12 protein-coding genes are annotated in these 16555 nt (G+C 68.5%); 3 read left to right on the top strand and 9 right to left on the bottom strand.

Features of this window, described 5'->3' with window-relative positions; genetic code table 11:
• Positions 1 to 3: 3 nt before the first annotated feature.
• The 9 genes from ftsW to mraZ form a co-directional block, all read right to left on the bottom strand.
• Positions 4 to 1254: a putative lipid II flippase FtsW gene (ftsW, locus tag EV653_RS04755; protein ID WP_134098288.1), complete on the bottom strand. Its 1251-nt coding sequence runs from the start codon at positions 1252 to 1254 to the stop codon at positions 4 to 6.
• 15 nt (positions 1255 to 1269) lie between these two features.
• On the bottom strand, positions 1270 to 2706 hold the full coding sequence (gene murD, locus EV653_RS04750) for a UDP-N-acetylmuramoyl-L-alanine--D-glutamate ligase (RefSeq protein ID WP_134098286.1): 1437 nt from the start codon (positions 2704 to 2706) through the stop codon (positions 1270 to 1272).
• The gene (gene mraY / locus EV653_RS04745) at positions 2703 to 3737 is read right to left on the bottom strand and encodes a phospho-N-acetylmuramoyl-pentapeptide-transferase (protein WP_370357940.1); all 1035 of its coding nucleotides are present in this window, start codon (positions 3735 to 3737) and stop codon (positions 2703 to 2705) included. Before mraY ends, murD begins: the two co-directional genes overlap by 4 nt.
• A 29-nt stretch (positions 3738 to 3766) precedes the next feature.
• On the bottom strand, positions 3767 to 5158 hold the full coding sequence (locus EV653_RS04740) for a UDP-N-acetylmuramoyl-tripeptide--D-alanyl-D-alanine ligase (RefSeq protein WP_134098282.1): 1392 nt from the start codon (positions 5156 to 5158) through the stop codon (positions 3767 to 3769).
• A complete protein-coding gene (locus EV653_RS04735; protein WP_202871639.1) occupies positions 5155 to 6747 on the bottom strand; it encodes a UDP-N-acetylmuramoyl-L-alanyl-D-glutamate--2,6-diaminopimelate ligase in 1593 nt (530 codons plus the stop codon). The genes EV653_RS04740 and EV653_RS04735 overlap by 4 nt, the downstream gene beginning before the upstream one ends.
• A complete protein-coding gene (locus EV653_RS04730; protein WP_238159570.1) occupies positions 6747 to 8945 on the bottom strand; it encodes a peptidoglycan D,D-transpeptidase FtsI family protein in 2199 nt (732 codons plus the stop codon). Before EV653_RS04730 ends, EV653_RS04735 begins: the two co-directional genes overlap by 1 nt.
• Before the next feature lie 4 nt (positions 8946 to 8949).
• Entirely contained in the window at positions 8950 to 9603 is a 654-nt protein-coding gene (locus EV653_RS04725) for a hypothetical protein (protein WP_238159569.1), read from the bottom strand.
• A complete protein-coding gene (rsmH, locus tag EV653_RS04720) occupies positions 9603 to 10568 on the bottom strand; it encodes a 16S rRNA (cytosine(1402)-N(4))-methyltransferase RsmH (protein ID WP_134098278.1) in 966 nt (321 codons plus the stop codon). Before rsmH ends, EV653_RS04725 begins: the two co-directional genes overlap by 1 nt.
• 222 nt (positions 10569 to 10790) lie before the next feature.
• Positions 10791 to 11222 (bottom strand): division/cell wall cluster transcriptional repressor MraZ, encoded by a 432-nt coding sequence (gene mraZ, locus EV653_RS04715; protein WP_130446673.1) that lies wholly within the window; start codon positions 11220 to 11222, stop codon positions 10791 to 10793.
• A 618-nt stretch (positions 11223 to 11840) separates the two neighbouring features.
• Between mraZ and EV653_RS04710 the strand changes: the two genes are divergently transcribed.
• The 3 genes from EV653_RS04710 to EV653_RS04700 are packed head-to-tail and all read left to right on the top strand — an operon-like array spanning position 11841 to position 16393.
• Positions 11841 to 12746: an AAA family ATPase gene (locus EV653_RS04710; protein ID WP_238159790.1), complete on the top strand. Its 906-nt coding sequence runs from the start codon at positions 11841 to 11843 to the stop codon at positions 12744 to 12746.
• A 3-nt stretch (positions 12747 to 12749) separates the two neighbouring features.
• Positions 12750 to 14036: a DUF58 domain-containing protein gene (locus tag EV653_RS04705; protein WP_134098276.1), complete on the top strand. Its 1287-nt coding sequence runs from the start codon at positions 12750 to 12752 to the stop codon at positions 14034 to 14036.
• Entirely contained in the window at positions 14033 to 16393 is a 2361-nt protein-coding gene (locus EV653_RS04700) for a transglutaminase family protein (RefSeq protein WP_134098274.1), read from the top strand. Before EV653_RS04705 ends, EV653_RS04700 begins: the two co-directional genes overlap by 4 nt.
• Positions 16394 to 16555: the final 162 nt, after the last annotated feature.

Below are 16555 nucleotides of genomic sequence, written 5' to 3'. Positions count from 1 at the left end.
GGTTCACTTGTGGTGCGGCGTACGCCGCGAAGGCAGCCACCCGAACCGGGGCCGCCTGGTCTCTTTCAGGGCAGCCTGCGCGCCGGGCTCGGCCTTCGCGAAGGACAGCAGCATGCCGATCGCGATCAGCGTCGGCAGCAGTGCGGAACCACCGTACGACAAAAGCGGGAGCGGGATACCCACGATGGGTAGCAGTCCGATCACGGCGCCAAGGTTGACGAGTGTCTGGGCCATGATCCAGATCGTGATCCCCGCCGCCGCATAGCGCACGAACGGCTCGGTGTTCCGCGTCGCGATCCGCACCCCGGCGTACGCCAGCGTGAGGAACAGAGCAAGCACGGTGAGCGACCCGACCAGGCCGAGCTCCTCACCGATCACCGAGAAGATGAAGTCGGTGTGCGCTTCCGGCAGGTTGCTCCACTTCTGCCGGCTGTTGCCGATCCCGACGCCCCACCAGCCGCCGGTCGAGAGTGCGTAGAACGAGTGGTACGCCTGCCAGCCGACGCCCATCGGGTCCGAGAACGGGTCGAGGAACGACGTGACCCGCTGCATCCGGTACTTCTCCGCGTTAACGAAGTACGTCGCCACCGCGCCGACCACGAGGATCGTCGCGACGAACAGCCGCGTCGGCGCGCCGACGATCCAGATCATGCCGATCATCACGGCCATCAGCACCAGCGCCGTACCGAGGTCGTGCTGGCCGACGACCAGCGCGATCACCAGACCGCAGACCGGCACCATTGGGACCAGCAGATGTTTCCACTGGGTGAGCAGCTTCTCCTTGCGGGCATACAGATCCGCGCACCACATCACCATCGCCAGCTTGGCGAACTCACTCGGCTGGATCTGCAGCGGTCCGCCGAGGTTCAGCCAGTTGGTGTTGCCGTTCACGCCGACGCCGAGGCCCGGGATGTAGGTCAGCACCAGCAGGAACATCGATCCGAGCAGCGCGACGTACGCGAGCATGCGGAAATGCCGGGGCGTCATCCGCGAGGCGACGTAGGCCATCGGCAGGCCGACCACGACCCAGATCAGCTGCCGGACGAAGATCGTGTAGCTGTTCCCGTTGACGCGCAGCGACAGCACACTCGATGCCGACAGCACCATCATCAGCCCGAGCACGAGCAGCAGCCCGGTCGCGCCGAGCACGATGTGGTACGACGTCAGCGGCCGGTCGAGCACGTCCCGGATCGCCGCGACCCAGGCCCGCTCGCCGTTCTTCCTGCCCTCGGGCTGATCCGCGATCGAGGTCACGCGATCACCTCCGGATCAGTTACCGAGCGCGCGCACGGCTTCGGTGAAGGCGTCCCCACGGGCTCCGTAGTTGGCGAACATGTCCCAGGATGCGCAGCCAGGCGCGAGCAGCACGGTGTCACCCACCTGTGCGAGCTTCGCCGCCTCCCCCACCACGATCTGCATAGCTCCAGTGTCTGTTGCCTCGACGACGATCCTCGGGACATCTGGTGCGTGTCGCTCGAGAGCTTCGGCGATCACCTGCTTGTCCTGGCCCATCAGCACGACGGCACGCAACCGACGGCGGGCCGCGATCACCAACTCGTCGAACGTCGCGCCTTTGGCCTGACCGCCGGCGATCCACACCACATGTTCGTACGCGAGCAGCGAAGCCTGCGCGGCATGCGGGTTGGTTGCCTTCGAATCGTCCACATAGTTGACCCCGGCAACCTCCGCGACGTGCGCGATCCGGTGCTTGTCCGGGCGGAATCCCCGCAGCCCGTCGCGGATCGCGGTCGCCGGTACGCCGAACGCCCGCGCCAGCGCCGCCGCGGCCAGCGCGTTCGCGATGTTGTGCGGAGCAGCGGGCGTGACATCGGAGATCATCGCCAGCTCGAGCGCCGACGTGGCGCGCTGCTCGACGAACGCCCGATCCACCAGCAGGTCGTCGACGATCCCGAGCATCGACAGTCCCGGTGTGCCGAGGGTGAAGCCGATCGCGCGGCAGCCCTCGATCACGTCCGCGTCCATCACGAGCTGCTCGGTCGCCGGGTCGGCAACGTTGTACACGCACGCGATCTGGCAGTTCTCGAAGATGCGGCCCTTGTCCTTGGCGTACGCATCCAGCGAGCCGTGCCAGTCGACGTGGTCCGGCGCGATGTTCAGCACAGCGGCCGAGTGCGCCGACATCGAGTGTGTGTAGTGCAGCTGGTAGCTGGACAGCTCGACCGCGATCACGTCGTACGGCTCGGGGTCCATCACGGCCTCGAGCAACGGCAGCCCGACGTTGCCCGCGGCAACAGTGCGGAGGCCGGCGGCCTGCAGCATCGCGGTCAGCATCTGCACCGTCGTCGTCTTGCCGTTGGTGCCGGTGATGCACAACCACGGTGCGGGGTTCGCCGGGTCGCGCAGTCGCCACGCCAGCTCGATCTCGCTCCAGATCGGTACTTCGCGCTCGGCCGCCTGCGCGAGCAACGGCGCATGCGGCGGTACGCCGGGAGACGTGACGACCACGTCGACGTCCTTCGGCAACTCCGCCGTACTGCCCGGGCCGAGGGTGATCGTGGCGCCGAGCGTCTCCAGGATCACCGCCTTCTCGCGCAGCGCCTCGTTGTCGCGATCATCGAGTACGACGAGGTGCTCGGCGCCGGCCTGGATCAACGAGTCCGCGCACGCATAGCCCGCCGTCCCGAAGCCGACAACGACGAACCGCGTCGTCGCCCAGCCGTCGTCGGTGCGTGTCTCAAGCGTCATCCGGTCACCCATTCTGCGTAGAAGACCCCGAGTCCGATCACCACACACAGTCCTTGGATGATCCAGAAGCGGATCACGATGTTGACCTGTTCCCAGCCGAGCATCTCGAAGTGGTGATGCAGCGGCGCCATCCGGAACAGGCGTTTGCCCTTGGTGGCCTTGAAGTACCCGACCTGCAGGATGACCGAGGCGGTGACGATCACGAACAGGCCGCCGAGCAGCAGCACGAGCAGCTCGGTCCGGGTCATCACCGCCATACCCGCCAGCGCGCCACCGAGCGACAGCGAACCGGTATCACCCATGAAGATCTTCGCCGGCGAGGCGTTCCACCACAGGAAGCCGAACAGCGCGCCGGTCAGACAGGCAGCGACCACGGCCAGGTCATGTGGATCCCGGACCTCGTAACACTTGGCGCCGACACCGTTCGCGGTCGCACAGCTCTGGTTGAACTGCCAGATGCAGATCAGCGTGTACGCGCCGAACACCATCATCGACGCGCCGGTCGCCAGACCGTCCAGACCGTCGACCAGGTTGACGCCGTTCGACATACCGGCGATCAGCAGCAGGATCCAGATGATCACCAGGATGGCCGGCAGCTCCAGCCAGCCGATGTCACGGATGAACGAGATGAACGGCGAGGCCGGCCGCTGCCCGCGCTCGTCCGGGAACTGCAGCGCGAGCACCGCGAACACCACCGCGACGAAGGTCTGGCCGGCCAGTTTCGCCTTGCTGCGCAGGCCGAGGCTGCGTTGCCGGAAGATCTTGATGAAGTCGTCCAGGAAGCCGACCGCGCCCATTCCCGCGAACAGGAACAGCACCAGGAGCGCCGAGGCGCTCGGCGGCGTCATCGTGAACAGCTTCGCCGCGAAGTACCCGACGATCGTCGCGACGATGAACACGGCGCCGCCCATGGTCGGCGTACCGCGCTTGATGTGGTGCGAGGTCGGGCCGTCCGCGCGGATCTCCTGGCCGTAGCCGCGCTTGGCCAGCCATCTGATCGCCCAGCGCGTGCCGATCAGCGTCAGCACCATCGCGACGGCGCCACCGAACAGGATCGAGATCACTGCACGTCCTCCAGCAATGCGTCAGCGAGGCTGCGCAGTTTCGAGCCCTTCGAAGACTTCACCAGTACGACGTCGCCCGCGCGCAGCTCGGACCTGAGCAGCTCGAGCGCTTCCGGGATCGTGTCGACGAACGCGGACTCGTTGCCCCAGGAGCCTTCCAGCGAGGCGCCGAGGTGGATCGGTTTCGCTCCCTCACCCACCACGAGCAGCCGGTTCACGTCGAGCCGGACGACGAGGCGCCCGATCGCATCGTGCTCGTCGGCGGAGGTGTCGCCGAGCTCGAGCATCTCGCCGAGCACGGCCCAGGTCCGTGCACCGCGCGAACGGCCGATGGCGACCAGCGACTTCAGCGCCGCGCGCGTCGAGTCCGGGTTGGCGTTGAACGCGTCGTTGATGATCGTCACACCGTCGGCCCGCTCGGTCAGCTCCATCCGCGCGGCAGACACCCGGGTGGCCGCGTTCAGGCCGTCGGTGATCTGCCCGGGCGTCAGGCCGATCGCCGACCCGACCGCCGCCGCAGCGAGGGCGTTCGACACATAGTGCTCGCCGATGAACTGCAGTTGTACGTCGCCGCTGAAGTCCCCGATGTGCAAGACGAACGCCGGACGTCCCTCCGCGTCGAGCTTGACGCCCTCCGCGCGGATGTCGGCCTCGGCCGCCTCGCCGAAGGTCAGGATGCGGGCCTGCGTCCGGCTCCGCATCGCGGCCACCCGGTGGTCGTCGGCGTTCAGGATCGCGATGCCGTCCGCCGGCACCGCCTCGATCAGCTCGCCCTTGGCGATCGCGATGTTGTCCTGGGAGCCGAACTCGCCGATGTGCGAGGTGCCGATGTTCAGCACCAGGCCGATGCCCGGCGGCGTGATCCCGGTCAGATAGGCGATGTCGCCCTGGTGCCGGGTCCCCATCTCGGCGACCAGGTACTTCGTGGTTTCGGTCGCCTGCAGCGCGGTGAGCGGGTGACCGATCTCGTTGTTGAACGAGCCTTCCGGCGAAACGGTCTCGCCGTACGGCCGGATGACCTGGGCGATCAGGTCCTTGGTGCTGGTCTTGCCGGACGAGCCGGTGAGCGCGATGACGGTGAGATCCGGCAGCCTGCCGACCACGAGCCGAGCCAGGTCGCCGAGAGCCCGCTGCGTGTCGTCGACGACGATGCACGGACTCCCCTCGATCGGCCGGGTGGTCAGCGCGGCGGTGACGCCGGCCGCGGTCGCCGTACCGACGTAGTCGTGCCCGTCGACACGCTCACCGGGCAGGGCGACGAACAGCCCGCGCGGTTCCGCGGCTCGCGAATCGATCACCACCGAGCCGTCGACGACAGCCGTGGGTTCGACACCCACGAGCTCGCCGCGAACGGCATCGGCGATCTCGCCGCAACTGACAGGGATCACCGGTCTGCCTCCAACAGGTCACGCACGGTTTCGCGGTCGTCGAACGGGTGGATCACACCGCCGACGTCCTGGCCGGTCTCATGGCCTTTTCCGAGTACGACGACGGTGTCGCCGGGGCCGGCCAGCTCGATCGCGGACGCGATGGCCTGCCGGCGGTCGCCGATCTCGTGCAGGTCGACGCCCGGAACCGCCTCCCGCGCACCCTCAATGGCGGCAGCGCGGATCGTCGCCGGGTCCTCGCTGCGCGGGTTGTCGTCGGTCACGATCACCACGTCCGCGGTCCGGGCAGCGGCGGCGCCCATCGCCGGCCGCTTCCACGGGTCGCGGTCACCGCCACAGCCGACGACGGCGAACAGCCGGCCCTTGGTCGCGCCACGAGCCGCCTGCAGCGCCAGCTCGACCGCGTCCGGGGTGTGCGCGTAGTCGACGATCACGACCAGGCCGTCCTCGCGGGTGAACAGCTCCATCCGCCCGGGCACCGTCGCCGTCCGCAGACCGGCCGCGATCGCATCAGCGGGTACGCCGGCCTGTCGCAGCATCACGGTCGCGAGCAGCGCATTGGCGACGTTGAACTCTCCCGGCAGGGCGATCTCGAGCGTCAGCGTCTCGTCCGGCCCGCGGACGTCGAACACCGTCGTGCCGTGCTCGGACTGATGCCGATTGGCGACCGTCCAGTCCGCGTCCCCCTTGGTCGACACGGTCACGAGCGGTACGACGGTCTGCGCGGCGAGCCTGCGCCCGTACTCGTCGTCGATGGTCACCACCGCGACATCACACCGCTCCGGAGTGAACAACGAGGCCTTCGCCTGGAAGTAGTCCTCGAACGTCTTGTGGAAGTCCAGATGGTCCTGCGAGAGGTTGGTGAAGCCCGCGACCGCGAACCGGGCGCCGTCGACGCGCCCCATCGCCAGCGCGTGGCTCGACACCTCCATCGCGCACCACGCGACCGCCTGCTCCCGCATCACCGCGAACAGCGCCTGCAGGTCGGTGGCCTCCGGAGTGGTCCGGACGCTCTTCACGACCTCGTCGCCAACACGCGTTTGAATCGTCCCGATCAACGCTGCCGGCCCGAGCCTCCGCAGTACTGCGTCGAGCAGGAAGCTGGTCGTGGTCTTGCCGTTGGTCCCGGTGACCCCGAGCAGCCGCAGCTCGCTGGTCGGCTCGCCGTACACGCGGGACGCGACCGCGCCGAGCACGCTGCGCGGGTTGTCGACGACCAGCACCGGCAGACCGCTCGCAGCAGCCCGGTCAGCGCCGGTGGGATCGGTCAGTACGGCGACTGCGCCCGCCTGCTGGGCTTTCGCGACGTACTCCGCACCGTGCGTGACCGCACCGGGCAGAGCGGCGTACAGGTCGCCGGCGAGGACAGAGCGCGAGTCGAGGGTGACGCCGGTGACCGTCACCGGCGGCCCCGCTGACTCTGCCGGGACAGGTGAGTTGGCGACGCTCGCGAGGTCGGCGAGGCTGACCGGCACCACGTGCCGTGGCCTGATCGCTGCGACCGCGCCGCCTGCGGCGGTAGGGGTGGACACGGGCCCTGAGGCTACCGCTCCGGACCCTGTGACTCCTACCTGACCCTGCGTCACCATCACCAGGTGATCGGGACGTCGGGCTGCTTTGCTCCGGTCGGCGGGACAACGTACTTCTGCAGCGCGTAGCTCATCACGTCTCGGAACACCGGTCCTCCTTGCAGGCCACCACCCCGAACTCCGTCACTCGGGTCGTGCAGTACGACGTAGGTAACGAAGCGCGGGTTGTCGGCCGGAGCAAATCCGGCAAAAGAAGTGGCCCACTTGCGGTAACAGCTGCAGGCCGAGTCGACCTCCTGCGCCGTACCGGTCTTCCCGGCCACCAGGTAGCCGTCGATCGCGGCCTGCGGCGCCGTGCCCTTCTTGGCGGTCACCGCCTCCATCATCGTGGCGACCTCCTTGGCAGCCTTCTCGCTCACCACCCGGTGCGGCGCCGCGGTCTGGTTCGGGATCACTGTGCCGTTCGCGTCGACGTAGTTGCGGACCAGCTTCGGCGGTACGTAGACGCCGCCGTTGGCAACGGTGTTCACCGCTGCCGCCATCTGCACCGCGTTCACCGACAGGCCCTGGCCGAACGCGACGTTCGACCGGGTGATCTCCGGCCACTCGTCGCCCTCCATCAGCTTCCCGTTGCTCTCGCCGGGGAAGTTCAGGCCGGTCGGCTGGCCGAACCCGAAGTCGTGCAGGTACTTCACGAACTGCGGGATCCGCATCTGCTGCGCGGCCATGATCGTGCCGACGTTCGACGACTTCGCGACCACACCGGCGATGGTCAGGTTCATCGGTCCGTGGTCCCAGTGGTCCTTGATCTTGCGCCGCTGAACCTCGATGCTGCCCGGCACCCGGAGCTTGGTGTTCAGGTCGATCAGGCCGGCGTCGGCGAGCGCGGCCATGGTGGCCACCTTCTGTACACTGCCCGGCTCGTAGGTGCGCTCCAGCGCGGGGTTGTTCAGGTCGCTGGGCTTGTACGGCTTGTTCGGGTCGAAGGTCGGGTAGTTGGCCATCGCCAGCAGCTCACCGGACTTCACATCCTCGACGATCACCGTGCCGGAGCTGGCCTTGTACTGCTTAACCGCCTGCTCGATCCGCTTCTCGGCGAAGAACTGCAGATCGGTGTCCAGGGTCAGCTGCACGCCGACACCGGGCTTCGGCTCCTCGACCGTGTGGTTCGCGTTCGGGATCTTGTTGCCCTTGGTGTCGACCTCGTACATCGCCCTGCCGTCGTGGCCGGACAGCTTGTCGTTCAGCCCGTACTCGAGCCCCGACAGTCCCTTGCCGTCGGCACCGGTCACACCGACCACGGTCGCGGCGATGCTGCCGTTCGGGTGGCTGCGGATCGGGTCGTCCTCGGTGTACAGCCCGGCCAGCAGGGGGGCCGCCTGGTCCTGCGATTTGCCCTTGTTCTGCTGGGCGATGGTCGCGTTCGCGGTCTTGATCTCGGCCTGGATCGCGCTCCATGTCGTCGGCGGGACCTGATGCGCGAGATACGTGAAGCGGCCCTTGCCGGTCATCGCCGCGACCAGCTTGCCGTACGTCGTACCGGTCACCTTCGGCGCGATGATCGAGGCGAGCTGCTGGGCCACCGGCTTGGTCTGCGTCGGGTCGGCGGTGATCGCGACCGCGTCCTCGGACACGGCCAGCTCGACGCCGTTGCGATCGGTGATCGCACCGCGGGTCGCGTGCAGGATGAACGGCTTGGTGTTCTCCCGGGTCGCCGCCTGCGCGTAGCTGTCCGGGTCCACGCCCTGCAGCAGCACCAGCCGCCCGGCGAACAGCGACAGTACGAACGCCATGACCCCGAACGTCACCCGCAACCGGACCGTCGGCCGCCCCAACCGCAACATCCGCGGCGCCTTGCGTACCCTCGGCTTCCTGGGCCGCGGCTGAGGCCGATTCTGCGGCGGCCGCTTCTTGCCGGAGGTCTTCTTCACCGGACGTTTGGCCGTCTTCCTGGCCGCGCCGTTGGCGGGAACTTGCTTGCGCGGCGCCGCACCCCCGGGAGCAGGCCGCTTCGCAGCGGCCTTCTTCACCGGCCGCGGATTCGCTGCCGCCTTCTTCACCGGACGACGCGCCGCCGCCTGCTCCTCTTCGCGAGCTTTGCGGAGGAGGCGGTCGCGGGTGGACTCGGGCCGGGGTGGGGTCGTGCGGGCACTGTCCGTAGTGGATGGACGACGGGGTTGAGCCTTGCGGGGTGGGTTCTCCCGGCCCGGTGTCGCTCCACGCTTGCGTGGCGGCTCGTTTCCCCGTCGATCCGTCATCCGATCATCCCCGTGTGGTCGTAGCAGGCTTCTTCGTCGTGACCGGCGGCTTCGTCGTCCCGGTCGGCGGCTTCGTCGTACCCGTCGGAGGCTTGGTGGTGTTCGCGGGCGGCTTGGTGGTGCCGGCCGGCGGCTTCACCGGTGTCGTGGTGGTCGGCTTCGTCGTCGGCTTCACCGGTGTTGTTGTGGTCGGCTTGGTAGTGGTGGTGCCGGTCGGAGTACCCGGGCCGAACATCGCCGTTCCGGTCCCGGCCTTGCCCTCGGCCGGCACACCGAGCACCCGCCCGTCGGACAGCCGCAGGAACACCGGGTTCGGGTTCGGCACCATGCCCATCCGCAGCGCCCGGTCGGACAGGTTCTGCGGCGACTCCAGCGTGCGGACCTGCTTCTCCAGTTGCTCCTGCTGGTCGCGGAGCTGATCCGCCTGGCTGCTCAGCTTGGTCACCTGGAACGTCCCGCTCTGCAGCTGCGTGTTCAGCAGCAACAGACCGACCAGCCCGGCGGCCAGCAGCGAGACGACGAAGATGACGAACGGCATCCGCGGCGGCCGGAAGGGCGCGCCGTACACAACTCGCAGCCGCGGCTCGGAACGCTTCTTTGCTGTGCCACTGGCGACCGGCGTCACCCGCGCCTTCTGCGGACTGAAGACAGTACTCATCAAGCCACCAGTCCCTTCTCCCGGATTCGTGTCGCCGCCCGGACCCGAGCGGACGCGGCGCGCGGGTTCGCCGCGACCTCTTCCTCGGTCGGGCGCTCGGCGCCGCGGGTCAGCAGTTTCAGATAGGGCTCATGTCCGGCCGGGATCACCGGCAGGTCGTCCGGTACGTCGGACTTCGTGGCGGCCGCGAACGCCTGCTTGGTGATCCGGTCCTCGAGCGAGTGGTAGCTCATCACCACGATCCGCCCGTGCAACGCCAGCCCCTGCAGTGCCGCGGGCAGGGCACGACGCAGTACGTCGAGCTCGCCGTTCACCTCGATCCGCAGCGCCTGGAACGTCCGCTTCGCGGGGTGTCCCCCGGTACGCCGGGCCGCCTGCGGGATCGCGTTGCGCACCAGCTCGGACAGCCGCGCGCTGTTGGTGAACGGCTCGGTCTCTCGCTCGCGCACGATCCGGTCCGCGATCCGGCGGGCGAACTTCTCCTCGCCGTACTGGAACAGGATCCGGGCCAGGTCGGCCGCGCTGTAGGTGTTGACGATGTCGGCCGCCGTGGTCGGGCCGGTCGGGTCCATCCGCATGTCCAGCGGCGCGTCCTGTGCGTACGCGAACCCGCGGTCGGCCTCGTCCAGCTGCATCGACGAGACGCCGAGATCGAACAGGATCCCGTCGATCGCCGGCACCCCGAGATCCGCCAGTGCGCGCGGAAGCTCGTCGTACACGGCGTGCACGAGCGTGATCCGGTCCTCGTACGGCGCCAGTCGCTCGCCGGCCAGCCGCAGCGCGGCCGGGTCCCGGTCGAAGCCGATCAGCCGTACGTCGGGGAACTCCCGCAGGAACGCCTCGGAATGACCGCCGAGGCCGAGGGTCGCGTCGACGACGACAGCGCCGGGATGCGCGAGTGCCGGCGCCAGCAGCGCGACCACGCGCTCCAGCATCACCGGCACATGCCGCTCCGCAGCGTTCATCTCGACCCTTCCCGTCGCCGCGGGAGCGACCCCTGCCCCCGCAGGTCTTGTGGTACGTAGACAGCACCGTCCGGTCAGATCGCGGGTACGCCTCCCGGGGAAGTACCTGATGGTCTTGGCGCCGGGGAAGTGGCGCCAACACGGCAGGTCGGAAGTCGGACCCGTGATCTCACCGGACGGTCGGTGTGTCCTCGCACTCTGTTCAGCTGTTCATCTGTGCAGCTAGAAGATGCCTGGCAGCACTTCCTCGGAGAGGTCGGCGAACGCCTGCTCCTGCTCCGCGGAGTACCGGTTCCAGTTCTCCGTGTTCCAGATCTCCACCCGGTTCATCGCCCCGATGACGACGCAGTCGCGATCCAGTGACGCGTAATCACGCAACATCGGTGGGATGGTGACCCGGCCCTGCTTGTCCGGCATCTCGTTGGAGGCGCCGGCGAACAACATCCGTAGGTAGTCCCGCGCACCCTTGTTGGTGATCGGAGCCTGCTTCAACTGCTCGGTCAGCTGGACGAACTCACGCTCCGGCCACACGGACAGCGATCGCTCCTGCCCACGCGTGATCACCAGACCGTCGGCCAGCTCGTCGCGGAACTTCGCCGGCAGGAACAGCCGGCCCTTGTCGTCGAGCTTGGGGAAGTGAGTTCCGAGGAACACGCTCCACCTCCCCGTTGCGGACTCTCCGACTCAGGCGAGTGTTTCCACCACTTCAGTTCCACTGCGCTCCACCTTACTCCACTTTCCACCACCGTCAACCAACTTCCGCCCCATTCCGCCCCCGCGCCGCCTGAATCCGCGCCTGCTTTCCCGCGTGTCGCTGCCGGCTCAGCCGTCGAGTCCTCCACATCGCCCCACGCCCTTCCTCCACTTCGCTCCACTCCCTTTCCTCCACTCCGCTCCACTCCCTTTCCTCCACTCCGCTCCACTCCCTTTCCTCCACTCCGCTCCGCCGGGGAACTGATGAACCATTCGGCGCAGTTGGTCGTGAACCTTCTGCGGGCCAGCAACGTCGTACGGCGCACGCAGGCTTTTCCCGCCCGTACGCTTGGAGGGACGACTCCGACCCCGTGAGGGCGTGCGCCGATGAACTCCGAAACACCAGGTAACGAAACCCCCGCCGCTCTAGGCCCGACCCCTACAGCGGGTGAGAATGTGTCGGCAGTCAACGAATGGGGAGGACACAGAGTGAGCAGCACCACCGCGACCAGCTCGCCGCTGGCAGGAGCCGGGGACTTCGACGAGCTGTCCGAGGTGGCGGGCCGCGTCCGCCGGGCCATGGAGCAGGTGATCGAGGGCAAACCCGACGTTGTCGAGGTCGCCATCACCGTGCTGCTGGCCGAGGGACATCTGCTGATCGAGGACGTGCCGGGCGTCGGCAAGACGATGCTGGCGAAGGCGCTGGCGAAGTCGATCGACTGCACCGTGCGCCGGATCCAGTTCACGCCGGACCTGCTGCCGTCGGACATCACCGGCGTCTCCGTCTTCAACCAGGAGATCCGCGACTTCGAGTTCAAGCCCGGCGCGGTGTTCGCGAACATCGTGGTGGGCGACGAGATCAACCGTGCCTCGCCGAAGACCCAGGCCGCGTTGCTGGAGTCGATGGAGGAGCGCCAGGTCACCGTCGACACCACGACGTACCACCTGGACTCTCCGTTCATGGTCATCGCGACGCAGAACCCGATCGAGATGGAAGGCACCTACCCGCTGCCCGAGGCGCAGCGGGACCGGTTCATGGCCCGCGTCTCGATGGGCTATCCGGAGCCGGCCGCCGAGCTGCGGATGCTCGACGGGCACGCCGCCGACGACCCACTGCTGAGTCTGCAGCCGGTCACCGACGGCCAGCAGATCCTGCGGCTGGTGAAGACGGTGCAGTCCGTGCACGTGTCCGAGTCGGTGAAGGAGTACGCCGTCGCCCTGGTCGGGGCGACCCGGCGGTCGCAGGAGCTCCGGCTCGGCGCCAGCCCGCGGTCGACGCTGCACCTGATCCGGGCGGCGCGTGCGGCGGCCGCGCTCGACGCACGCGAGTTCGTGCTGCCGGACGACATCCAGGAGCTCGCGGTGCCGGTCCTCGCGCACCGGGTGCTCCCAGCGGCTGAGGCGCATCTCGGTGGGCGCGGTGCAGCCGACATCATCTCCGGGTTGGTGTCCAGCGTGGCCCTCCCCCGCACCCGCCGGGACTGAGACATGCGGCAGGCACTGCGCGGACTGACCACCAGGGGGCGGGCGTTCGTCGCGGCCGGTCTCACCGCATCGCTGTGCGCGCTACTTCTCGGCCAGAAGGACCTGCTGCGCGTCGGCATCCTGCTGGCGGCGTTGCCGGTCGTCGCGGCGCTCGTCGTCGGCCGGACGCGGCTGCGGCTGCAGGTACGGCGGAGCCTCGCGCCCGACCAGGTTCCGGTCGGGACTCAGGCCACCGTGGAGCTGACCCTGAGCAACCAGGGCCGGATGCCCGCGGGCCTGCTGCTGCTCGAGGACCGCATTCCTTATGTACTGGGTCACCGGCCGCGATTCGTCGTCGACCGCGTCAGCCCGAACTGGCGTCGCACGGTCACCTACCCGGTCAAGTCCGACGTCCGTGGACTGTTCCAGGTCGGGCCGCTGATGCTGACGGTGGCCGACCCGTTCGGGCTGGTGGAGACCAGCCGGACGTTCACGCGCAGCCAGCACCTGCTGGTGACTCCGCGGGTCTACCGGCTGCCTGAGATCCGGCTGGGTGCGGACCGGGCCGGCTCGGGCGAGAACCGGCCGCGGGCGATCGCCTCTGCCGGTGAAGAGGACGCGACGGTTCGCGAGTACCGCGACGGTGACGACCTGCGCCGGGTGCACTGGCGGTCCACGGCTCGCCGCGGTGAGCTGATGGTCCGCCGCGAGGAGCAGCCCTGGCAGAGCCGGTGCGCGCTGTTCCTGGACGCGCGGACGATCTCGCACCACGGGCACGGGCCGTCGTCCAGCCTGGAGTGGGCCGTCAGCGCGGCCGCATCGGCCGGGATCGACCGGATCAGGCGCGGGTACGTGACCACGATGCTCGGCGGGCCGACCACGCTGTCCGCCATCAGCCACCGGACGTCCGCTTCGGTGCACCAGCCGCTCAACCAGCAGGAGTTGCTGACCGAGTGCGCGACCGTCGAAGAGCACAAGTACGCCGAGCTCGCACCGCTGCTGACTGTCGACCGGCACGCGCAGGAGCCGAGCCTGGTGATCGCGATCGTCGGCGCCTGCAGCACCGACGACGTCATCGCGCTGAACCGCTGGCGGACCAGCCAAGCCACCGGGGTCGCGCTGCTGCTCGACGCCGCGAGCTGGGCGGTCGGCGCCGAGGCGACCGAGAAGGCGGCCCGGCTCACGGCCGCCACCGACGCTACTGAGAACGAACTACGCCGCAACGGCTGGCGAGTAGCCAGGGTCCGCCGCGGCGACCACCTCCCCACCGTGTGGTCCGGCCTAGGACTACGGAGCGGACGTATCGCATGACCGGTCACGCAAGGATCTCTATCGCTGCTTGGGGAGCGACCGTTCTCGGTTCGCTCGTCCTGACTCCGGTGTTCTCCGGGCCGTTCCTGTTCATCAGCGCGTTCCTGTGCGCATTGGTGACGGGGATCGGGGTCCTGCTGCAGAACCTGCGGACGCCGCGGATCGTCGTACCGATCGTCCAGCTGTTCGTGCTGGTGGAGCTGCTGTCGCTGTTCTTCCTGCACGGGACGATGAAGTTCGGGCTGATCCCGTGGAAGGCGACCGCGCTCGAGTTCAACTCGCAGATGGTCGACGCGATGGACTCGATCAACCGATTCAGCGCACCGCTGCCGCAGGACTCGCATCTGACCCTGTTCGCGGTCTCCGTGATCACGGCGACCGGGCTCCTCATCCACATCATCGCCGTACAGCTGCGGCAGGCGGCGTGGTCAGGCTTGCTGCTGCTGATCATGTACACGGTGCCGGCCGCGACGGTGCACGGCGGGCTGCCTGCATTGCTGTTCATCCCGCCGGCGATCGGCTACATCCTCCTGCTGTCCGCGGAGGGTCGCAGTCGGCTCAGCCGCTGGGGCCGCCGGATCTCGGGAGTCTCGCACCTCGACGCAGCCGAGCCGGTCGAGGCGTCGGCGCTCGGCCAGGCTGGTCGTCGGATCGGGCTTTCCGTCGTCGCGATCGCAGCGCTGCTGCCGGCCTTGCTGCCCGCCCTGCCGGAAGGTGTCATCGGCAACGGTCTGGCCGGTGGCGGCACCGGCAACGGGCTCGGGGCGTCGATCTCGTCGACCGACCCGATGCTCGACATGGGCAAGAACCTGAAGCGTGGCGACAACGTCGTCGCCCTCACCTACAAGGGCGGCTCGCCCGGCGGCACGTACCTGCGGCTGACGGCGCTGGACCTCTTCGACGGCAACACCTGGCGGATCTCGCAGCGCGACTCGCCACACAAGATCACCGGTGACCTGACCGCCCCGTCCGGATACAGCGGTGACCTGTCGAAGGTCCCGCAGACCAGCATGGAGATCGACGTCACCCGGACGTTCCGCTCGCAGTTCGCGCCGGTCCCCTACCCGTTGCACTCGATCTCGCTGAAGCGCGACTGGCAGTACGACGCGGAAGCGCTCGACGTGGTCTCGTCGGACGGGTCGATCGTCGCGGGCAAGAAGTACAAGCTGACGTCGTACGACCTGCAGCCGACGCCGCAGGAGCTGCACGACTCGATCACGACGAGCGCCCCGGACCAGTACACGTCGAACGTGCCGCAGCGAACGCCGAACGACATCAAGCAGAAGACGCTCGAGGTCACCGCTGCGGCCGGGGACAACAAGTTCGAGGCCGCGGTGCTGATCCAGAACTGGTTCCGCAGCGGCGACTTCACCTACAGCACCGCGAACGCCAAGGGCAGCGGGATGTCGGCGCTCGAGGACTTCCTGCTGAAGAACAAGACCGGGTACTGCGAGCAGTTCGCGACCGGGATGGCGCTGATGGCGCGGATCATCGGGATCCCGTCCCGGGTCGGGATCGGCTTCCTGCCCGGGCAGGCCGGCAAGGACGGCGAGTTCACCGTCCGGATGCACGACATGCACGCCTGGCCGGAGCTGTTCTTCCAGGGCATCGGCTGGGTCCGGTTCGAGCCGACACCGTCGGCCCGCGTCTCGGCCACGCCGAACTGGACCGTCCCCGCGACCGGTGACTCGACCAGCCCGACGACCGCGCCGACCACCGTGCCGAGCACTCCCGGCGCCGGCGAGACCCTGGGCATCGACAAGCCGCGGCACGACCCGAACCTGCCGGACCAGAGCGGCATCCCGATCGTTGACTCCGGCAACTGGTTTACCAACGGCGGCGGACAGATCATCGCCGGCGTCCTCGGGGTCGGTCTGCTGCTGTGCATCCCGTGGATGATCCGCGCGGCGACCCGACGACGCCGCTTCCTGCGACCGCCGGGCCGGGAAGGAGCCGAGGGGCTGTGGGCGGAGATCCGCGACACGGCCCGAGATCTGGGGCTGGACTGGTCCGAGATCTCCACGCCACGCCAGACCGGCCAGTGGCTCCTCACCAAACTCCCCGACGAAACCCATCCAGCGGCCCGCAAGCTGGCCCGCGGGATCGAAGCACTCCGCTACGCCGGTGACGCGGACCCCGAGCTGGATCTCCGCCCGGAGGCATCCGCCATCCGCAAGGCGCTCTGGGCCCGGGCTCCACGCCGCCGCCGCTGGCGCGCACGCTTCCTCCCACCATCTTGGCGCTGGTACCTAAGCCGAGGCAGCACAGAAGCCTCCGACCTCCTAGACGAGTTCGACCTCCTCCTAGCCCGCCTACGCTCTCTGCTCTTCCCCAACCGCCGCCCCCACACCAACTAACCCCACCGCGACCACGGTCGCCCTGCGCGGTCCCGGCAGGGCGTACGGCTGAGCGTGCTCGGCATGGGTTCAGGGCAGGACGTGCGGCTAAGCGCTCGGCGCAGCTCCAGTGCGGGACGTGCAGCTGAGCGTGCTCGGCATCGGTTCAGGGCAGGAGGTGCG

It is taken from the genome of Kribbella pratensis, assembly GCF_004365355.1.
GTDB lineage: Bacteria > Actinomycetota > Actinomycetes > Propionibacteriales > Kribbellaceae > Kribbella.
The sequence above is the reverse complement of the archived record's forward strand: the minus strand, read 5'-3'. Positions and strand labels throughout refer to the sequence as shown.